Annotated in this window: 19 protein-coding genes; 12 read left to right on the forward strand and 7 right to left on the reverse strand. The window is 63.3% G+C overall.

What is annotated here, in order from left to right; all coding sequences use genetic code 11:
- Positions 1 to 343: 343 nt before the first annotated feature.
- Positions 344 to 1162, forward strand: coding sequence for a transglycosylase SLT domain-containing protein (locus MVC20_RS09780; RefSeq protein ID WP_297540810.1), 819 nt, complete (start codon positions 344 to 346; stop codon positions 1160 to 1162).
- A 49-nt stretch (positions 1163 to 1211) separates the two neighbouring features.
- Here the strand turns inward: MVC20_RS09780 and MVC20_RS09785 are convergent, their stop codons facing one another.
- The 5 genes from MVC20_RS09785 to tldD form a co-directional block, all read right to left on the reverse strand.
- Positions 1212 to 1841, reverse strand: coding sequence for a 3-oxoacid CoA-transferase subunit B (locus MVC20_RS09785; RefSeq protein ID WP_297540812.1), 630 nt, complete (start codon positions 1839 to 1841; stop codon positions 1212 to 1214).
- Entirely contained in the window at positions 1841 to 2536 is a 696-nt protein-coding gene (locus MVC20_RS09790; protein WP_037272239.1) for a CoA transferase subunit A, read from the reverse strand. The genes MVC20_RS09785 and MVC20_RS09790 overlap by 1 nt, the downstream gene beginning before the upstream one ends.
- A gap of 137 nt (positions 2537 to 2673) precedes the next feature.
- On the reverse strand, positions 2674 to 5349 hold the full coding sequence (topA, locus tag MVC20_RS09795) for a type I DNA topoisomerase (protein ID WP_297540814.1): 2676 nt from the start codon (positions 5347 to 5349) through the stop codon (positions 2674 to 2676).
- 124 nt (positions 5350 to 5473) lie between these two features.
- The gene (gene dprA / locus MVC20_RS09800; RefSeq protein WP_297540816.1) at positions 5474 to 6613 is read right to left on the reverse strand and encodes a DNA-processing protein DprA; all 1140 of its coding nucleotides are present in this window, start codon (positions 6611 to 6613) and stop codon (positions 5474 to 5476) included.
- A 237-nt stretch (positions 6614 to 6850) separates the two neighbouring features.
- Positions 6851 to 8275: a metalloprotease TldD gene (gene tldD / locus MVC20_RS09805; RefSeq protein WP_297540818.1), complete on the reverse strand. Its 1425-nt coding sequence runs from the start codon at positions 8273 to 8275 to the stop codon at positions 6851 to 6853.
- 199 nt (positions 8276 to 8474) lie between these two features.
- Here tldD and coxB point away from each other — a divergent pair, with 199 nt between their 5' ends.
- The 9 genes from coxB to MVC20_RS09850 all read left to right on the forward strand — a co-directional run bounded on the left by coxB (position 8475) and on the right by MVC20_RS09850 (position 15986).
- On the forward strand, positions 8475 to 9359 hold the full coding sequence (gene coxB, locus MVC20_RS09810) for a cytochrome c oxidase subunit II (RefSeq protein ID WP_297540820.1): 885 nt from the start codon (positions 8475 to 8477) through the stop codon (positions 9357 to 9359).
- Positions 9360 to 9444: 85 nt separating this feature from the next.
- The gene (gene cyoE / locus MVC20_RS09815) at positions 9445 to 10401 is read left to right on the forward strand and encodes a heme o synthase (RefSeq protein WP_297540822.1); all 957 of its coding nucleotides are present in this window, start codon (positions 9445 to 9447) and stop codon (positions 10399 to 10401) included.
- The gene (locus MVC20_RS09820) at positions 10398 to 10562 is read left to right on the forward strand and encodes a hypothetical protein (RefSeq protein WP_037272953.1); all 165 of its coding nucleotides are present in this window, start codon (positions 10398 to 10400) and stop codon (positions 10560 to 10562) included. Before cyoE ends, MVC20_RS09820 begins: the two co-directional genes overlap by 4 nt.
- Positions 10562 to 11143 (forward strand): cytochrome c oxidase assembly protein, encoded by a 582-nt coding sequence (locus MVC20_RS09825; protein WP_297540825.1) that lies wholly within the window; start codon positions 10562 to 10564, stop codon positions 11141 to 11143. Before MVC20_RS09820 ends, MVC20_RS09825 begins: the two co-directional genes overlap by 1 nt.
- A 25-nt stretch (positions 11144 to 11168) precedes the next feature.
- Complete coding sequence (locus tag MVC20_RS09830; protein WP_297540827.1) at positions 11169 to 11969, forward strand: cytochrome c oxidase subunit 3; 801 nt, start codon at positions 11169 to 11171, stop codon at positions 11967 to 11969.
- 102 nt (positions 11970 to 12071) lie between these two features.
- On the forward strand, positions 12072 to 12755 hold the full coding sequence (locus tag MVC20_RS09835; RefSeq protein WP_297540829.1) for an SURF1 family protein: 684 nt from the start codon (positions 12072 to 12074) through the stop codon (positions 12753 to 12755).
- On the forward strand, positions 12752 to 14140 hold the full coding sequence (gene thrC, locus MVC20_RS09840; RefSeq protein WP_297540831.1) for a threonine synthase: 1389 nt from the start codon (positions 12752 to 12754) through the stop codon (positions 14138 to 14140). Before MVC20_RS09835 ends, thrC begins: the two co-directional genes overlap by 4 nt.
- Positions 14137 to 15399, forward strand: a complete 1263-nt coding sequence (locus tag MVC20_RS09845; protein ID WP_297540832.1) for a pitrilysin family protein — start codon at positions 14137 to 14139, stop codon at positions 15397 to 15399. Before thrC ends, MVC20_RS09845 begins: the two co-directional genes overlap by 4 nt.
- A 2-nt stretch (positions 15400 to 15401) precedes the next feature.
- A complete protein-coding gene (locus MVC20_RS09850; protein WP_297541443.1) occupies positions 15402 to 15986 on the forward strand; it encodes a GNAT family protein in 585 nt (194 codons plus the stop codon).
- A gap of 9 nt (positions 15987 to 15995) precedes the next feature.
- Here the strand turns inward: MVC20_RS09850 and MVC20_RS09855 are convergent, their stop codons facing one another.
- Entirely contained in the window at positions 15996 to 17303 is a 1308-nt protein-coding gene (locus tag MVC20_RS09855) for an HlyD family type I secretion periplasmic adaptor subunit (RefSeq protein WP_297540834.1), read from the reverse strand.
- The gene (locus MVC20_RS09860) at positions 17300 to 19024 is read right to left on the reverse strand and encodes a type I secretion system permease/ATPase (protein ID WP_297540836.1); all 1725 of its coding nucleotides are present in this window, start codon (positions 19022 to 19024) and stop codon (positions 17300 to 17302) included. Before MVC20_RS09860 ends, MVC20_RS09855 begins: the two co-directional genes overlap by 4 nt.
- Before the next feature lie 204 nt (positions 19025 to 19228).
- On the opposite strand from MVC20_RS09860, the gene MVC20_RS09865 reads away from it, so the two are divergent.
- On the forward strand, positions 19229 to 20008 hold the full coding sequence (locus tag MVC20_RS09865) for a VacJ family lipoprotein (RefSeq protein WP_297540838.1): 780 nt from the start codon (positions 19229 to 19231) through the stop codon (positions 20006 to 20008).
- Positions 19998 to 20603, forward strand: a complete 606-nt coding sequence (locus tag MVC20_RS09870) for an ABC transporter substrate-binding protein (protein ID WP_297540840.1) — start codon at positions 19998 to 20000, stop codon at positions 20601 to 20603. Before MVC20_RS09865 ends, MVC20_RS09870 begins: the two co-directional genes overlap by 11 nt.
- Positions 20604 to 20649 lie beyond the last annotated feature (46 nt).

The raw sequence follows: 20649 nt of genomic DNA on the forward strand, positions 1-20649 counted from the left end.
CCAAAGGATCAGTTGCTGTGTTGTTACACCCGCTTCGGTTTAGGACCCCCAGTTTTTTATGGCCCGCTGCCGTCGTGGTGTGAAGCCATATAGCGGGTCAAATCGGGCGGGAATTTGGCGGCACTGGATCGTTTTTGGACTGGCCTAAAAAAACATTCCGAAAAATCTTAAGATACTGAAAGATAACAAAAGAAACCCTGAAAAATTGTTTGAAAGGGGCTTTGAGGTGATAAATGTGGCGCAAATGTGGGGGGTTCGCGGTGCTCTGTTGAACAATGCTGGCGTGAAGTTCGGATTTTTGCGATACTGGCGACAATCAATCAGAGGCAGAGCAGCGCCCGCTATGAAATTTTTAAACCTTTTGGTTTCTGCTGCGATTCTCGCAGGGACAAGCCCGGCTGCGGCGCAGGCACCGCAGCCGTTCAAGGAGTTCACGTTCAAGCGGGAAAAGGCGCCCGCACCGGGCACGCGGCGTGGCCCCCTGGTGCAGATTGCGCCGGCACCGCCCGAACCACAGCGTGCTGCGGTCGCGGAAGAAGGGCCAGAGGCCCCCGTTACACCGCGCGAGGCCGCCTATGGCTGGTTCTGGGAAAGGGTGCCTGCCGATATTGGCTCTGATGGCGTGTTGCGCCTGCGCGCGGCGATGGAACATCTGGCCAAACCGCCCGCAGGCAAGGCTGTGAGTGCGCCGCGCCTGCAATCGGTGCAAGAGATTGCCCGCGCCGAAGGCAGCCATATCCTGAGCCAGACCATCGGCACGCAAATTTCGCCCGCTCTGGTCCTGGCGGTGATCGCGGTGGAATCCTCGGGGCGCACAGCGGCGGTCAGTTCGGCCGGGGCGCAGGGGCTGATGCAGCTCATGCCGGATACCGCGCGCCGGTTCGGTGTGACCGACAGCCTGTCACCGGCCGAGAATATCCGGGGCGGGGTGGCCTATCTCGACTGGCTGATGACGGAGTTCAAGGGCGACGTGCTGCTGGCCTTGGCGGGTTACAACGCTGGCGAGAATGCGGTCAAACAGCATGGCGGCGTGCCACCCTATACCGAGACCCGCGATTACATTCCCAAGGTGCTGGCCGCCTATGAGGTGGCGCGCGGCCTGTGCAAGACGCAGCCCGAGCTGATCACGGATGCCTGTGCGCTCAATCTCGCGATGAAATAAGGGCCGGACCCTTGCGGTGTCCGGCCCCTTGGATTTCCGGTCTTGCAGATCAGTTGACGATGGTCGCCTCAGTCGCGGCGCGCAGTTCCGCTTCGGTCACGCCGTCAGCCAGTTCAACAATCTTGAGGCCGCCCTCGACCACATCGAGAACGCCGAGGTTCGAAATGATCCGGTTGACCACGCCCGTGCCGGTGAGCGGCAGGGTGCAGGATTTCAGCACTTTGGATTCACCATGCTTGTTGGTGTGGTCCATGACCACGACCACGCGGCCCACACCGGCGACCAGATCCATGGCCCCGCCCATGCCCTTGACCAGCTTGCCGGGGATCATCCAGTTGGCGAGATCGCCATTCTCGGCCACTTCCATCGCGCCAAGGATCGCCATGGCGATCTTGCCGCCCCGGATCATGCCGAACGAGGTGGCGCTGTCGAAATAGCTGGTGTCGGGCAGTTCGGTGATGGTCTGCTTGCCCGCGTTGATGAGATCGGGGTCTTCGGTACCTGCGATGGGGAAGGGCCCCATGCCGAGCATCCCGTTTTCCGATTGCAGCGTGACATGCACACCCTCGGGGATGAAATTGGGCACCAGTGTCGGGATGCCGATCCCGAGGTTCACATAGGTCCCGTCCTGGAGTTCGAGCGCCGCGCGTGCGGCCATCTGATTGCGATCCCAAGCCATTATGCAGCCCTCACGGTGCGTTGTTCGATACGTTTCTCATGGGTGCCCTGCACAAGGCGATGCACGTAGATTCCCGGCAGGTGGATGCAGTCGGGGTCGAGTTCGCCGGGCTGGACGATTTCCTCGACCTCCATCACGCAGACCTTGCCGCACATGGCGGCGGGCGGGTTGAAGTTGCGCGCGGTCTTGCGGAAGATCGCGTTGCCGGTGGTATCGGCCTTCCATGCCTTGACGATGGACAGATCGGCAAAGATGCCGCGTTCGAGAATATAGGTCTCGCCGTTGAACTCTTTGTGTTCCTTGCCCTCGGCCACCTGGGTGCCCACGCCGGTCTTGGTGTAGAAACCGGGGATGCCGCAGCCGCCTGCGCGCATCCGCTCGGCGAGCGTGCCTTGGGGGTTGAATTCAAGCTCAAGCTCGCCCGAGAGATACTGGCGCATGAATTCGGCGTTTTCGCCCACATAAGAGGACATCATTTTGCGCACCTGCCGCGTTTGCAGCAGGATGCCGATGCCGAAATCATCGACGCCTGCATTGTTGGACGCGAAGGTCAGATCCTTGACGCCCGAGTCGCGGATCGCGGCCAAGAGCAATTCGGGGATGCCGCAGAGGCCAAAGCCGCCCGCCGCAATCAGCATGTCGTCGCGCAAAAGCCCGTCCAGCGCTTCGGCGGCCGAGCCGTAAACCTTGTTCATGTGGAACCTCCTCCAGACAGTGGGTTGCCCCTCCTATGCGGCGCAAGCCGGGCGCGAGTCAACGCGCGCCGCCGGTCATCGCAACGGAATAAGGATTTCTACGTAGCGCTTTACGTAGGGCGCACCGGCGCGCCGGGTTATTTCCCGGCGGCGGCGCGTTTGGCCGGGGCCTTTTTCGTGGCAGGCTTCTTGGTTGTGGTGGCCTTGGCAGCGGGTTTCTTGGCGGCGGTTTTGCGTGCCTTGCCGGGCTTGGTGGCCTTGGCGGCAATTGCTTCAACGGCCATCTCCATGGTCACGTCTTCGGGTTCGGTGCCCTTGGGCAGGGTCGCGTTGACCTTGTCCCACTTGATATAGGGGCCATAGCGCCCTTCGAGGATCTGGATGGGGCCGCCATGCTCGGGGTGTTCGCCCAGATCCCGCAACGCCTTGGCGGCGGCACGGCCGCGCCCGCCGGGATTGGCGCGCTTGGCCGCCAGAAGTTCGACGGCGCGATTCATGCCGATCTCGAACACATCGTTCGGGTCCTTGAGATTGGCGTAGACGGGTTTGGCCTCGTCCGGCAGCTGGTGCATGAGATAGGGGCCGAAGCGCCCGAAATTGGCCGAGATCATGCCGCCTTCGGGATGCTGTCCGATCTCGCGCGGCAGGCTGAGCAGGGTCAGCGCCTTGTCCAGCGTCATCGCCTCGGCCGTCCAGCCTTTGGGCAGGCTGGCGCGGTCGGGTTTCTTGTTCGTTTCGGTCGCCTCGCCGCGCTGGACATAGGGGCCAAAACGTCCAGAGCGCAGCGAAATCTCGTTGCCTGCGTCATCCGCGCCCAGAATACGGTCGCCATTTTCCCCGGCATCGCCACCGATGGGACGGGTGTAGCGACATTCGGGGTAATTGCCGCAGCCGACAAAGCCGCCGGAGCGGGACGTCTTGAGGTGCAATTGACCGGTGCCGCAGAGCGGACATTGACGCGGGTTGCTGCCATCCTCGCGCGGGGGATAGAGCGTGGGGGCGAGCGCCGCATCGAGCACGTCGAGCACCTCGGTAATCCGCAGTTCCGACGTTTCGGCAATCGCCGCAGAGAAATCGCGCCAGAAACGGGCGAGGATTTCCTTGTAATCCGCCTCGCCTGCGCTGACCCGGTCCAGATCCTCTTCGAGATTGGCGGTGAACTCGTAGCCCACGTATTTGCGGAAGAAATTGGTCAGAAAGACCGTGACGATCCGGCCCTTGTCCTCTGGGAAGAGGCGGTTCTGTTCCTTGCGCACATATTCGCGGTCCTGGATCGTGCTGAGCACGCTGGCATAGGTCGAGGGGCGACCGATGCCCAGTTCTTCCATCTTCTTGACCAGCGTCGCCTCGGTATAGCGGGGCGGGGGCTGGGTGAAATGGCGCAGTGCGAGGATGGCTTCGTTGGGCGAGAGCACCGCGGCGGTTGTCTCGGCCCCGTCGCTGGCGCGGGCGAATTCGGCGCGAAGCGAGGATTTGGCAAAGGCTGCGGGCTCGCCCTGCATGATCTGGGGCAGGCGGCCATCGTCGTCGTCGCTGATCACGTCATCGCGGCCTTCCTCATAGACCTTGAGAAAGCCGTCGAAGAGCACGACCTGACCGGTGGCGCGCAACCCGACCTGTCCGTCGGGGCTGCCGATTTCGACGGTGGTGCGCTCCATGCGCGCGGCCTCCATCTGACAGGCGAGCGTGCGCTTCCAGATGAGATCGTAGAGTTTGCGCTGATCGGCGTCAGAGGTCTTGATATGGCCTGCATCGCGCGTCATGTCGGTGGGGCGGATACATTCATGCGCCTCCTGGGCGTTCTTGGCCTTGTTCTTGTACATGCGCGGCGATTTCGGGAGGTATTCGGCGCCGAACCGATCCTTGATCGCATCGCGGGCAGCCATCACAGCCTCGGGGGCCATGTCGATGCCGTCGGTGCGCATATAGGTAATGTATCCGGCCTCGTAGAGGCGCTGCGCTGCCGACATGCACTGTTTCGCGCCCATGCCGAATTTGCGGCTGGCCTCTTGTTGCAGGGTCGAGGTCATGAAGGGTGCGGAGGGGTTGCGGCTGGCGGGTTTCGCCTCGACCGAGGTGACGCTCAGGGAACGCGACGTGATGGCCTGCACCGCCATTTCGGCCTGCGTGGCGTTTTCGAGATCGAACTTTTCAAGTTTCTTGCCGGCGAGCGAGACAAGCCGCGCCTCATAGTCCTGGCCACGCGGGGTGGTCAGCAGTGCCTTGACCGACCAGTATTCCCGGGCGGTGAACGCCTCGATCTCCATCTCGCGCTCGACGATGAGGCGCAGGCAGACCGATTGCACGCGGCCCGCGGAACGTGCGCCGGGCAGTTTGCGCCAGAGCACCGGCGAGAGGTTGAAGCCCACGAGATAATCGAGCGCGCGGCGGGCGAGATAGGCCTCGACCAAGGGCGCATCGACCTGTCGGGGATTTTTCATCGCCTCGGTGACAGCGGTCTTGGTGATGGCGTTGAACACCACGCGGCTGACGGGTGTGTCCTTTTTGATCGCCTTGCGTTTGCGCAGGGTTTCCTCGAGGTGCCAGCTGATCGCTTCGCCTTCGCGGTCGGGGTCGGTGGCGAGGATGAGGGCGTTGTCATCCTTGAGCGCGTCGGCGATGGCCTTGACATGCTTGCGGCTGTCGGGGCCCACCTCCCACGTCATGTCAAAGCCGTTTTCGGTATCGACCGAGCCATCCTTGGCGGGCAGGTCGCGCACATGGCCATAGCTTGCCAGAACCGTATAACCGTCGCCCAGATACTTGTTGATCGTCTTGGCTTTGGCGGGCGATTCGACAACGACAACGGGCATGGGCACTCCTTCCGACTCTGGTCGAGGCTTATGGCGGGGCACCATGTGGGCTGGCAAGGGGAATTGTCAATCTGTCCGCAAGGGTTGCAGGAACGCGACCTTATGACCCCATGTGGTGTGATGGCTAGGGGGCGAGGGCCAGAAGCCCGCCCGGATGCCGCGTGATGCGCCCGTCAAGTTCGAGGTCCAGAAGGGCGGGGGCGATCCGATGCGCGGGCGTGGCCAGATCACGGATAAGCTGATCCTCTGCCAGAGGGGAAGGGCCGAGACGGTTGAGGATCTGGGTATGCAGGCTGGCGATGTCGCGCAGGCTGGACGCGGAGGAGGGCGCGCGCGGCAATTCGGGCTGCGGGGCGGCTTTCGGGATCGGAGCCTGTGGCAGCGCCTCGATCACATCCTCGGCGTTGCGGATGAGGGTGGCCCCGTCGCGGATCAGCATGTTGCAACCGCTGGCGCGGGCATCGATCGGGTGGCCGGGGACGGCCATCACCTCGCGCCCCTGATCGAGCGCGGTGCGGGCGGTGATGAGCGATCCGGATTTGGCCGCCGCCTCGACCACGACGACCGCCCGCGCCAGGCCGCTGACCAGCCGGTTGCGGCTGGGAAAATGGCGGGCCTGCGGGATGAGGCCGATGGGCTGTTCCGAGAGGCGCAGGCCGGTGGCGAGGATGTCGCCCGCGAGTTTGGTGTTTTCGGCCGGGTAGATGACATCGATCCCGCCCGCCATGACGGCGATGGTGCCGGTCTCGAGACTGCCCAGGTGGGCGGCGGTGTCGATGCCCCGCGCGAGGCCCGAAACAATGAGATAGCCGCGCGCCGAGAGGTCGGCAGCGAGCGACCGGGCCATGCGGGTGCCGAGCGACGAGGCGTTGCGCGCGCCCACGAGGGCGATCATGGGGCGCGCGAGAAGGGCCGCATCGCCCATGATCCAGAGAAGCGGGGGGCAATCGGGAATATCCCGCAGGGCGGGCGGAAACGCGGCATCGGCCGAGGTCAGAAGCTGCGCACCGATGGCCTGACCGGCGCGCAACTCCGCCTCTGCCACGCCCAAGGGGCAGGGGGAGTAATCGGGCACACCGGCGGCGCGCGCCACCTCGGGCAGGGCGGCAAGGGCCGCTTCGGCGCTGCCATGTTCGGCCAGAAGCCGATGAAAGGTGGCCGGACCGACCCGGCGAGAGCGCAAGAGGCGAAGCCACGACACCCGGTCATCTTCCGTGGTGGGTGGGAGTGGGGGGTGAGTGGAAGGATGAGTCGTCCTGGGCATCCGTGACCTCGCCTGCTTGCAAGACCATGGATAGCGCACGGGTGGTTAATGGGTGGTAAACCACGCAGGGCCGAGGCCGGAAATTTCACGCCGACAATCTATGTATCAGAAATCATTGTGTAAGTTTCCAAGGCTCGACCCTTTGGAAAGGCGTGCCAGCTTTGCGGCCCGCTTCTGTGCCCTTTGGTGGGGCCGGATCACGCGTAGTCGGGGAAAGGTGAAAGGTGGGCGCGCGACTCAGCCGGCCGCCGAGCCGCCCACCGTCAGTCCGCCGATCAGCACCGTGGGTTGGCCGACGCCCACCGGCACCCATTGTCCCTGTTTGCCGCAATTGCCCATGCCGGGATCGAGGGCCATGTCGTTGCCCAAGCCCCGGATCTGCTGGAGCGCGGTGGCGCCGTCGCCGATCAGGGTGGCGCCTTTGACGGGCGCGCCGATCTGGCCGTTCTTCACGCGGTAGGCCTCGGTGCAGGAAAAGACGAACTTGCCGTTGGTGATGTCGACCTGACCGCCGCCGAAGCCCACGGCGTAAATGCCGTCCTTCATCTCCGCCACCAGATCGCCGGGGGTGGCGTCGCCGCCCAGCATGTAGGTGTTGGTCATGCGCGGCATGGGGGCGTGGGCGTAGCTTTCGCGGCGCCCGTTGCCGGTGGGGGCCACGCCCATCAGGCGGGCGTTCTGGCGGTCCTGCATATAGCCCACGAGGATGCCATCCTCGATCAGGACATTGCGGGCGGAGGGCGTGCCTTCGTCGTCAATGGTGATGCTGCCGCGCCGGTCGGGGATGGTGCCGTCGTCGAGCACGGTAACACCGGGGGACGCGATCCGTTGGCCCATGAGGCCGGCAAAGGCGGACGAGCCCTTGCGGTTGAAATCGCCCTCAAGCCCGTGACCGATGGCCTCGTGCAAGAGGATGCCGGGCCAGCCGGGGCCAAGCACCACATCCATGGTGCCCGCGGGGGCCGGTTCGGCATCGAGGTTGACGAGCGCTATGCGCAGCGCCTCGCGGGTCTTGGCCTGCCAGTCGGCGGGATCAAGCAGGCCATCCAGCCCAATACGCCCGCCGCCCCCGGCGCTGCCGCTCTCGCGGCGGCCCTCCTGCTCGACGATGATCGAGACATTGACGCGGGTCATCGGGCGGGTGTCCTGCAGTTCCTGTCCGTCGGGGCGCAGGATCACGACCTCTTGGCACGAGGCGGCGATCGAGGCCGTGACCTGCACCACGCGGGCATCAAGGCCACGCGCGAACGCGTCGATCTCGCGCAGCGTGTCGAGCTTGACCGGAAAGGATGCCCCGGCGATGGGATCGGCATCGGTATAGAGGCGGCGATTCGTGGGCGTCGGCCCTGCCGCGAGCGTGCCGCCGCCTGCCCCCACCGCAAGGCGCGCCGTTTCCACCGCGCGTTTCAGCGCGGCCTCGGTCACGTCAGAGGAATGCGCATAGCCCGTCACCTCGCCGCGCACGGCGCGCAGGCCAAACCCCTCGGAGGCGTCGTAGGAGGCGGTCTTGACCCGGCCATCGTCGAACATGAGCCCTTCGGCGCGGCGACGTTCGAGAAACAGTTCGCCATCGTCGGCCCCATGGGTCGCCTCGCGCAGGCGCGTCAGCGCCGTGTCGCGGTCAAGCAGGGTCTCGAAAGGGCGAAAGGCGGTGTCGGTCATGGGATTCTTTCTCTGCCGCGCGGCCCGAGAGGGCGATAATTTGATTTAAATCAAAAAAGCGTCCGTTTGCCGCAATGGTCTTTCTTGTCGTTTCAGGCAGAATATGGTTTTAGACGGCACCGAGACAATGGGATTCCGCCCGGCGGCGGGGTGACCTTCGCAAAAAGACATGAACCGCTTTAACCGATCAGGGTGTAAAATGCGACTAACTTCCAGCCTTATGGCGGCTCTGACCGCCCTCTTCACCCTTCCAGCCATGGCTCAAGACGGGCTTGAGATCGTGGGTAAACCCGCAGAGGGCAAGATGGGGTTTCAGCCGGCGGCGACCGAGCTTGCGCGTGACCTGCAATGGCTGGACGGGATGATCAACGTCATCATCATCTCGATTGTGCTCTTCGTGACGGCGCTTCTGGTGGTCGTGATGATCCGCTACAACCGCCGCTCCAATGCGACCCCGGCCAAGTTTACCCACAACTCGCCGTTGGAGATTGCCTGGACGATCATTCCGATCGTGATCCTTGTCTTTATCGGGGCCTTCTCGCTTCCGGTGCTGTTCAAGCAGCAGGAGATCCCCGAGGGCGAGATCAACATCAAGGTCACGGGCTATCAGTGGTATTGGGGGTATGAATATACCGATCACGATTTTGCCTTTGACAGCTACATGATCGGTGCCCCGGCGACGGGTGGCGACAATCGCCTGACCCCCGAAGTCGAGGCGCAGCTGATCGAAGCGGGCTACAGCAAGGACGAGTTCCTGCTGGCAACCGACACCTCGGTTGTCGTGCCGGTGGGCAAGACCGTGGTGATGACCGTGACCGGTGCGGACGTGATCCACAGCTGGACGATCCCCGCCTTTGGCGTGAAGCAGGATGCGGTGCCGGGCCGTCTGGCGCAGCTGTGGTTCAAGGCCGAGAAGGAAGGGATCTATTTCGGCCAGTGCTCCGAGCTTTGTGGTCAGGCACATGCCTATATGCCCATCACGGTCAAGGTCGTGAGCGAGGCCGAGTATGAGACATGGCTGGATGGCGCGATCGAGGAATATGCGGGCACACCGCGTTCCGTGACCGTGGCGCAAGCCAACTGAAAAGAGCGGGGCGCGCACCGCAAGGGCGTGCCCCAGGCAGACCGCTGAGGGTCGCGCGGCTTGCGTGACCCGGCAGGAGACCAAGATGAGCGACGCGAGCCTGAACACAGCCAGCCCGGTGAGCCGCGCCCAAGAGGGTGAGGCAGGCTTTGGCGATTTCTTTGCCCTGCTCAAGCCGCGGGTGATGACGCTTGTCGTGTTCACGGCGCTGGTGGGTCTCTTGGCAGCACCGGTTGGCGTGCATCCGGTCATTGGCTTTGCCGCGATCCTGTTCATCGCCGTGGGCGGGGGCGCCGCAGGCGCGCTCAACATGTGGTGGGAATCCGACATCGACGCGCTGATGAAGCGGACGCAGAAGCGGCCGATTCCGGCGGGCAAGGTCACGCGGGACGAGGCCTTCGCCTTTGGCATCACGCTGGCGGTGATGTCGGTTGTCATGCTGTGGCTGGCCACGAACGCGCTGGCGGCGGGTATCCTGGCGTTTACGATCTTCTTCTACGTCGTGATCTACACGATCGGCCTGAAACGCTGGACGCCGCAGAATATCGTCATTGGCGGGGCGGCGGGCGCGTTCCCTCCGATGATCGGCTGGGCGGCGGCAACGGGGACGGTGAGCCTCGAGTCGGTTTTGATGTTCGCCCTGATCTTCATGTGGACGCCACCGCATTTCTGGGCCCTCGCCCTGTTCATGCGCGGCGATTACGACACGGCGGGCGTGCCGATGCTGACCGTGACGCATGGGCGCCGGGCCACACGCGTGCATATCCTTGTCTACACCGTCCTTTTGGCGGCGCTGGCCGTTGGCGCGGCGTTCACGGGTATCGGCGGGCCGGTTTATCTGGCGGTTGCCTTGGTGTTCAATGCCCTGTTCTTGCGCGATGCGATTGCGATCTGGCGGCGGGATGAGGATCAGGCCGAAGCGGACAATTACCGGGTCGAGAAACGGGCGTTCAAGCTGTCGCTCTGGTATCTCTTTGCACATTTCACCGCCATTCTGGCCGAGGCTGCGCTGGGCGGTCTGGGTCTGGGAGGATGGGCATGAGCTTTCGCGAGGAGCATGAGCTGCACAAGCGCCGGTTTGGCCGCAATCTGGGTCTTGGCCTCGTGCTGGCGGGGTTCGTGGCACTGGTCTTTGGCATGACGATTGCCAAGGTATCGGACGACGGATTTGCGGTGCCCAAGATCGAGCAGGAGGGGAAGTGATGGCGATGGACCCGAAACTCAAGACCGTGACCCAGACTGTTGGCGTGGTGGTGCTGATGGGCGGGCTCGCCTGGGCCTCGGTGCCGTTCTACGACTGGTTCTGCCGTGTCACCGGCTTTGGCGGGGCGACCGGCGTGTCCGAGGTGGCAAGCGAGGATGTGCTGGAGCAGACCGTCAAGGTGCGGTTCGATGCCAGCAAGGAACGCGACATGCCGTGGGAGTTCAAGCCGGTGGAGCGCCAGATGGAAATCCGCATCGGCGAAACCGGGCTGGCATTCTACGAGGCCTACAACCCCACCGACCGCGTTGTGGCCGGATCTGCAAGTTATAATGTGACACCATACGAGGCGGGTGGCTTTTTCACCAAGATCGACTGTTTCTGTTTCGAACAGCAGGTGCTACAGCCGGGTGAGCGGGTGCAGATGCCCGTGACCTTTTATGTTGACCCGGAAATCGTGACCGACCGTGACGCGAAATACGTGCATACGATCACGCTGTCCTATACGTTTCACGAAATTGACCTGCCCGAGGAGCATGCCGCGCTCGAGCAGGGCACAGCAACCGATAAAAACCTGAACTGAGCCTTCGACGAGGGATAAGACAAAGATGGCACACGAGAAAAACCACGATTACCACATTCTGCCCCCCTCCATCTGGCCGTTGCTCGGCGCTTTGGCGGGATTCGTCATGCTCTTCGGGGCGGTTCTGTTCTTTCACGATCATGGTCCGTGGATGCTGCTCGCGGGCGTCGTCGGCGTGCTCTATGTCATGTTCGGCTGGTGGGCCGATGTGGTGAATGAGGGCCAGACCGGCGATCACACGCCCGTCGTGCGGATCGGCCTGCGCTATGGCTTCATCATGTTCATCATGTCCGAGGTGATGTTCTTTGCCGCATGGTTCTGGAGCTTCTTCAAGCATGCCATGTATCCGATGGGCGAAAGCTCTCCGATGGTGGATGGCATCTGGCCGCCGGCCGGGATCGAGACCTTTGATCCCTGGCACCTGCCGCTGATCAACACCCTGATCCTCTTGTGCTCGGGCTGTGCCGCCACCTGGGCGCATCACGCGCTGGTGCATGAGAACAACCGCAAGGACGTGAAGAACGGGCTGATCATCGCGATTGCACTGGGCGCGATTTTCACCGTGTTCCAGGCCTATGAATACAGCCATGCGGCCTTTGGCTTCTCCGGCAATATCTACGGTGCCAACTTCTTCATGGCGACCGGTTTCCACGGCGCGCATGTGGTGATCGGCACGATTTTCCTCTTTGTCTGCCTCCTGCGGGTGATGAAGGGGCATTTCACGCCCGAGCAGCATGTGGGCTTTGAGGCCGCTGCCTGGTACTGGCACTTTGTCGATGTGGTGTGGCTCTTTCTCTTTGCCGCCGTCTACATCTGGGGCAGCTGAGGATTTTCCTGCGGAAGATCGGCGCTTTGCGCCTGAGTATTTGAACCAAGAAGAAGATGCGGGGGGTTTTCTTTCCCCGCATTTTCCTTTTGAGAGTGTGACATGCGGAAAAGCGTTCTGATCCCCCTGATCTTTGGCATTGCCGGTGTGGCGGTGCTGGTTGGCTTGGGCAAGTGGCAGGTCGAGCGGCTGGCGTGGAAAGAGGGTGTTCTGGCCGATATAGCCGCGCATATCAGCGCGGACCCGGTGGATTTGCCCGAAGCGGTAGAGCCGGAGCGGGATCGCTATCTGCCGGTCGCGGTGACGGGACGGGTCGGCACGGAGGCGCTGCGGGTGCTGGTCAGCCAAAAGCAGGTGGGGGCGGGATACCGGGTGATTTCCGCTCTGGACACCGGCACGCGCCGGGTGCTCGTGGATCGGGGGTTTGTCAAGGTGAGCGCCGATATTCCGGCCCCGCCCGAGGGAGACATCACCGTGACGGGCAATCTGCACTGGCCCGACGAACGGCTGAGTTCGACGCCCGAGAACGACGTGGCGGGCAATATCTGGTTCGCCCGCGACATCGCGCAGATGGCCGAGGTTCTGGGCACCGAGCCGGTGCTGGTGGTGACGCGGAATTTGTCGGAGCCGGAGGCGGGCGTGTCGCCCTTGCCCGTCGACACGAGCGGCATTCCGAACGATCACCTGAGTTACGCAATCACATGGTTTTCGCTGGCCGTCATATGGGCCGCGATGACAGGGTTTTTCATCTGGCGCATGCGGCAGGCAGAAAGAGGCAGGACGTGAAATACATCTCGACACGGGGCCGCGCGCCCAGCTTGAGTTTTGAAGAGGCGATGCTGACGGGGCTCGCGCGTGATGGCGGGCTCTATCTGCCCGAGAGCATCCCGCAGATGAGTGCCGAGGATATCCGCGCGCTGGGCGGAGTGAGCTATGAGGAGGCCGCGTTCCGGGTGATGCGGCCCTATATCGGCGATGCCTTTACCGACGACGAGTTTCGCGGGATCATCGCGCGGGCCTACGCGGGCTTCGGCCACGCCGCGCGGGCACCATTGAAGCAGTTGGATAGCGGGCATTTCCTGCTGGAGCTGTTCCACGGGCCGACGCTGGCGTTCAAGGATTTCGCCATGCAGCTGATCGGGCAGATGTTCGAATTCTCATTGAAGCGCTCGGGCAAGAGGGTGTGCATCGTGGGGGCGACCTCGGGCGATACCGGGTCGGCGGCGATCGAGGCGTTTCGGGGGCTTGATGCGGTGGATGTGTTCATCCTCTATCCGCATGGGCGCGTCAGCGAGGTGCAGCGGCGGCAGATGACGACGCCGGTCGAGAGCAATGTGCATGCGCTGGCCATCGACGGGCATTTCGACGATGCCCAGGCGCGCGTCAAGGACATGTTCAACGACTTCGAATTCCGCGACGGCGTGCGGCTGGCCGGGGTCAACAGTATCAACTGGGCGCGGGTTCTGGCGCAGGTGGTGTATTACTTCACCTCTGCCGTGAGCCTTGGTGCGCCGGACCGCAAGGTGAGTTTCACCGTGCCTACGGGCAATTTCGGCGACGTCTTTGCCGGGTATATCGCCAAGCGCATGGGCCTGCCGATTGACCGGCTGGTGGTGGCGACCAACCAGAATGACATTCTGCACCGCTGCCTGAGCACGGGGGACTATCGCCCTGATGGTGTGGCCCCGTCGATCAGCCCGTCGATGGATATTCAGGTGTCCTCGAATTTCGAGCGCGCGCTCTATTACGCCTACGGGCAGGATGGCAATGCCGTGGGGCAGGTGATGGACGAGCTGAAGGCGGGCGGATTCACCGTGAGCCAAGGGGCGCTGGAGGCGCTGCGCGAGACCTTTGACAGCGGGCGCTGTGACGAGGATCAGACCCGCGCGGCGATCCGGGCGACATGGGGTGCGAGCGGCGAGTTGCTCTGCCCGCATAGTGCCGTGGGGGTGCATGTGGCCGAGGCGCAGCGCGATGCGCATGTGCCGATGATCACGCTGGCCACCGCGCATCCGGCCAAGTTTCCGGCGGCGGTCGAGGAGGCGAGCGGCATTCACCCCCCCTTGCCCGCGCGCATGGCGGACCTGTATGAGCGGGACGAACGCGTGACGCGGGTCGCCAATGACCTCAGCGCCATTGAAACACTGATCAAGGAACGGATTGCCCATTGAGTGTCCAGCTGACCACCCTGCCGAACGGATTTCGCGTCGTTTCGGAACATATGCCCGGCCTGCAATCGGCAGCGATTGGCGTCTGGGTTCTGGCCGGGGCGCGCCATGAAGAGGCCAGCCAGAACGGCATTGCGCATTTTCTGGAACATATGGCCTTCAAGGGCACCAAGCGGCGTTCGGCCTTGCAGATTGCAGAGGCGATCGAGGATGTGGGCGGCTATATCAACGCCTACACGAGCCGCGAGGTGACGGCCTATTATGTGCGCGTCCTCAAGGAGGACGTGTCGCTGGCCTTGGACGTGGTGGCGGATATCCTGCGCAATCCGGTGTTCGATCCGCGCGAGATCGAGGTGGAGCGTGGCGTGATCCTGCAAGAGATCGGGCAGGCGGCGGATACGCCCGATGACATCATTTTCGACTGGTTGCAGGAAAAGGCCTATCCCAACCACCCGCTTGGCCGCACCATCCTGGGGGCGGAAGAGCGGGTGCGCGGCTTTGCCAAGCCCGATCTGGAGCGGTTCGTGGATCAGTATTACCGGCCCGGTCAGATGGTTCTGTCGGCGGCCGGGGCGGTGGATCACGATGCTCTGGTGCGCATGGCCGAAGCCATGTTCGGTGACATGATCCCGAGCCATGCGATCGAGCCGCCGTTTGCGCGATTTGCCGGGGGCGAGACGCGGCATATCAAGGATCTGGAGCAGGCGCATTTCGCGCTGGCCTTCGAGAGCCCGGATTATGCGGATCCTGACATTTACACCGCGCAAATCTATGCCTCGGCGCTGGGCGGGTCGATGTCGTCGCGTCTGTTTCAGGAAATCCGCGAGCGGCGGGGCCTGTGCTATTCGATCTATGCGCAGGCCGGGGCCTATTCCGACACCGGCATGATGACGATCTATGCGGGCACCTCGGGTGAGCAATTGGGCGATCTGGCGGGGATCACCATCGACGAGATGAAGCGCGCTGCCGAGGATATGACCGCCGCCGAGGTCGAGCGGGCACGGGCGCAGATGAAGGCGGGGCTGCTGATGGGCTTGGAAAGCCCGAGCAATCGTGCGGAGCGTCTGGCGCGGATGCTGCAGATCTGGGGCCGGGTGCCGGACCTGCCCGAAGTCGTGGAACGGATTGACGCGGTGACGCTGGCGGATGTGCGGCGCTTGGCTGAATCGACGGTCGCGCGCGCGCCCTCGGCGCTGGCGCTCTATGGGCCGGTCGAGCAGGCCCCCACATTGGCAGCCCTTGATGAGAGGCGCGCCGCCTGATGATGCTCTTGCCGCGCCGAAAGCTCAGGATCGAGACAGAGCGTCTTACCCTGCGGCAGCCGGTGATCGGTGATTTCCGCGACTGGAGCAATTTGCGGGCGGATAGCGCGGATTTCCTGACGCCGTGGGAACCGCTCTGGGCGGTGGATCATCTGGCGCGCAAGGGGTTTTCCAACCGCGTCTGGTGGGCGCAGCGGTCGATTGCCAGTGGCAGTGCGATGCCGCTCTTTCTTGTCCGCCGCGCGGATCAGGCGTTGCTCGGGGCGATCACGCTGGACAATATCCGTCGCGGTCCGGCGCAGGCGGGCACGCTGGGTTACTGGATCGGCCAGCCCTATGCGCGCCAGGGCTACATGCGCGAGGCGATTGCGGGGGTGGTGCACCACGCCTTTGACCGGCTGGATCTGAGCCGGATCGAGGCGGCCTGCCTGCCTGAAAATCAGGCATCACGCGCGCTGTTGGAAAAATGTGGCTTCAAATACGAGGGCGTCGCCCAGAGTTATTTGCAGATCAACGGACGCTGGCGGACGCATGTTCTCTATGCGCAATTGCGGGCGGACCGGCGCGGGCGGACCGATGTGGGCTAGGCCCACGGGTCATTCGCGGAATGCCTTGGCCAGATAATCGGTGAAGGGTTTGACCAGATAGGCCAGCGGCGTGCGGTCGGCGGTGCGGATGAACGCCTCGACCGGCATACCGGGGATGAGCGTGCTGCCCTCGGGCAAGCGGGCCTGTTCCCCCTCGCTCAGCGCGATTTCGGCGCGGTAATAACTGGCGCGCGTGGCCTCATCCTCGAACGCATCGGCCGAGATCTGCGTCACGCGACCAAAGAGCTCGGGCGTGGTGCGTTGATCCAGCGCCGAGAAACGCAGGGTCACTTCCTGTCCGACAAAGAGTTTGTCGACATGGATGCTGTCGACACGGGCGTTGATCACCAGCGGGCGATCCTGCGGCACGATGAAGAGGACCGGATCAGCCGGGCGGATGACCGAGCGCAGGGCAAAAACCTGAAGGTTGTAGACCACACCGGAAAGCGGCGCTGTAATGTCCAGCCGCCCCATCTGTTCGATCAGGGCGCGGCGCTGTTCCCGCAGCTCTAGCTCGCGGAATTGCAGGTCGCGCAGGGTGGTGATTGCCTCTTCGCGCCGGTCGGTCCCAAGCTTGAGGATGGATATTTCGATCTCGGTGATGCGCCCTTCGGCCTCGGCCTTTTGGGCGGCAAGATCGCCCATGGTGCCGCTCAGCCGCGCCTGTTCGCGTTGCAGCCCGAGAACGCGGGTCGCCTGTGCAAGGCCGCGATCCAGCAGCGATTGCTGGTCGGTCAGTTCCATCTCGATCAGGTCTAGTTGACGGGCGAGGGCCGCCTGCTGGGCCTCGATGCCGTCGATCTGGTTGGAAATCTGGCCACGCCGCTTGTCGAGTTGGTCGATTTCGGCGGCAACGGTCTGGGCGCGGGCCTCGAACAGGGTCTTTTGACCGATCATCAGACCGCTGGCGTCCGTGTTCCCGGCGGAGATTTCGATCAAAAGGGGGTCGAAAGTCAGGGTGTCGCGCCCGTCACGCTCGGCCTCAAGACGGCCACGGCGCGCCATGAGTTCGGCCAACTGGTTCTCGATGATCGAGAGCTCTGACTTGAGTTCGGCAGGATCGAGCCGCACGAGCACCTGACCGGTGCTGACCTTGTCGCCCTCCTTGACCTCGATGGCAGAGACCACGCCCCCGTCGGGATGTTGCACCACTTGCCGGTTCTGATCCACCTCGATGCGCCCCGGCGCGATGATCGCCCCGGAAATCTGGGTAAAGGCGGCCCATGTGCCAAAGCCGCCCACCAGCAGGACAAGGCCGATGAGACCGATGATCAGCGGTTTGCGTGCCGGCCAAGCGCTGTTTTCCCGGGCGCTCATCGCACACCTCCGGGGCCGGTTGATCCGGTGACCTGTTGATGGTTCTGGAGCACTTCCTTGAGCACCTTTTCGCGCGGACCAAAGGCGCGCATGACGCCGGCCTCAAGCATCAGAAGCATATCGCATTCCTTGATTGCGGCGGGACGATGGGCGACGACGACCACCGCCTTGCCTTCGGCCTTGAGGCTGCGAATGGCAAGATTGACCGCCTCGCTGCCTTCGTTGTCGAGATTGGAATTGGGTTCGTCGAGCACGAGGATCATGGGATCGCCATACATCGCGCGGGCAAGGCCGATGCGCTGCATCTGCCCACCCGAGAGCCGCCCGCCGCTGGCGGTGACGCGGGTGTCATAGCCGTTGGGCAGTTTGAGGATCATCTCATGCGCGTCGGCCTTGCGGGCGGCTGCGACGATCTTGGCGGGGTCGGGTTGCGGGGCGAGGCGCGCGATATTTTCCGCGATGGTGCCGTCAAAAAGCTGCACGCGCTGCGGCAGGTAGCCGATCAGCTCGCCCAACACGGAGGGCGCGTATTGGTCGAGTGTCGCCCCATCAAGCCGGATCTTGCCGCCCGCAGGCCGCCAGACACCGGTGATGGCGCGTGCAAGGGTGGATTTGCCCGCCCCGGAGGGTCCGATCACGCCCACCGCCTGCCCCGGTTCGATCTTGAAACTCAGGGTTTTCAGCACGGCCTGGCTCTCGCCCGGAGGGACCATGGTGAGCTGCTGCACCTCAAGCCGCGCCTTGGGGCGGGGCAGGGGCGTGCGCGGCTGTTCAGGCGGCACAGAGCCGAGAAGTTCGGCCAAGCTGCGCCAGCCTTTGGTGGCGCGCTGCACCAGCGCCCATTGGCCAATGGCTTGCTCGATGGGCGCAAGGGCGCGCCCCATCAGGATCGAGCCTGCGATCATCGCGCCGGGCGTCAATTCCCCACGCAGCACCAGCCACGCGCCAAGGCCCAGCATCGCCGATTGCAGCAGCAGGCGCAGCGTCTTGGTGGTGGTGGTAAAGGTGCCACCGAGATCGGCGGCGTCGATCGCGGTCGAGAGGGCACGCCCACGCATGGCCTGCCAGCGGTCAAAGGCGGCATCGCGCATGCCCATGGCCTGAATCATTTCGGATTCATTGCGCAACTGCTCTGAAATCGCTTCGGCCTGAACGCTTGCGCTGTTGGCCTGCCCCGTGGGGCGACGGGTCACGACCTGATTGACGAGGGTCACGACCACAAGGAGCGCGCCCCCGGTAAGGGCAAGTATGCCAAGCCAGGGGTGAAACACCCAGATCGCGGCCAGAAAGAACGGCGCCCATGGCATGTCGAAAATCGCCAATAGCACGGGCGAGGTCATCAGGCGCTGAATGGATTCGAGGTCGCGCAGGCCGGTGGCGGTGTTGGCATCGGGTTGAACGGCGGATTTGCGAATCACCGCGTCGAACACGCGCCGGTCCAGCCGCGCCTGAAAGCGTGCGCCCACCCGCCCCATGATGCGGCCCCGAGCGTAATCGAGAAGGCCCATCATCGTGTAAAGAAAGAGCACGAGAACCGAGAGCGCGATCAGGGTTTCGATCGAACGACTGCCGAGGACGCGATCATAAACCTGCAACATGTAGATCGGACCAGTCAGCATCAGCAGATTGGCGAAAAAGCTGAAGACGCCGACAAACCAGTAGAGACTGCGGCTTTCGCGTCGGGCCGCGCGCAATTCCTGGCGGCCCGCTTCCAGTTTCATCTTGTCCAAACGCGTATTCCGTCTTTTGTGTTCAAGCCTTTAAGGCATCAAAGCAATCCTGCCTTCCCATACAGTCAATGTCACCATTCTGCCACAGCATTGTGAACATGGGGCGTAGGATGATGGGTTTGTTCGGGCTATAGTTTATGTAAGGCTGAGACTCGTTTAATGACGGATACCCCATTGCTACGCTTATCTTTCCCCGTGCCCGCCGGATCTGTGTTGCGCTTGATCGCCCTGTCGGGCGTGGTCGCGCTGAGCGCCTGCGCAAAGCCCAGCCCGTCCGAGGCCACGCGCGACGTGTTCGATCCCTACGAATCTCAGAACCGCGAAGTGCATCAATTCAACCGGGGGTTTGACCGCGCGCTCGTGCGGCCGGTCGCAAAGGGCTACAGTGCCGCAATTCCCGATGACATCGAAACGGTGATCGGGCGTTTCGCGACCAATCTCTCGCTGCCCAGTGACATCGTGAACAATGTTCTGCAATTGAACATGCGCGGCGCGTTTCAGGACACTGCGCGGCTGGTGGTCAATACCACCTTTGGCCTTGGCGGCCTGTTCGATCCGGCGAGCGAAATGGGGATGCCTGCGGGCACCAACACCGATTTCGGCGAAACCTTGCACGTCTGGGGCGCGCGGGAAGGGGCCTATGTGGAACTGCCGGTCCTGGGGCCGTCGACCGAGCGGGATACCTGGGGCATCGCCGTCGATCTCTTTACCAACCCGTTGAGTTATATTGTAGAATCCCCTGAGAACCTGATCGGTACGGGGGCGGGTGTGGCCGCTGGCCTGTCCAAGCGCGACAAGTTCAGCGAGACGATTGACGCCATTCTCTACGAGAGCGCGGACAGCTATGCGCAGTCGCGGTCGATCTTCCTGCAAAACCGGCGCTTCAAACTGGGCGGCACGGCTGGTAGTGTCTATGACGACCCTTACGGTAGTCTCGAGCCATCCGCGCCATTGGAGGACCCCTATGCTGAGTGACATCTCCCGCCGCCATTTCATGACCACGGGCCTTGCCGTGACCGCCTTGGCCACGCTGCCCGGCACGGGCTGGGCGCTGGATGATGCGCGGGCGCGCACGCTGGTGGATGAAGTCGTGGTCAACATCAACCGCGTCATCGCCTCGGGCAAGCCGCTGTCGGGGATGATCAACGATTTCGAGCGGATTTTCAGCACCTATGCCGATGTGAACATCATCGCGCGCTCGACCCTTGGGGCGGACGCCAACCGGGTGTCGTCGGCGCAGATGCGCGCCTTTACCGAGGCGTTCCGCGGTTATATCGCGCGCAAGTACGGCAAGCGGTTCAACGAATTCGTGGGTGGTCGGATCGAGGTGAATTCGGTCAAACAGGTGAAATCCTGGCATGAGGTAAAATCCACCGCCTATTTGCGCGGGCAATCGCCGTTCGAGGTGAGTTTCCTTGTGTCGGACCGGTCGGGCAAGGACCTGTTCTTCGATATGATCATCGAGGGGATCAGCCTGCGGTTGAGCGAACGCACCGAGATTGGCGCGATGCTGGACCGTCGCAATGGTGATGTGAACGCGCTGATTGCGGACCTCAAGCAAGCGGGCTGAGGCGCCCTGCCCATTACGATTATCGAGAACGGCGCCCCTGCGGGCG

Origin of the sequence: Roseovarius sp. (assembly GCF_027019125.1) — a bacterium.
Lineage (GTDB): Bacteria > Pseudomonadota > Alphaproteobacteria > Rhodobacterales > Rhodobacteraceae > Roseovarius.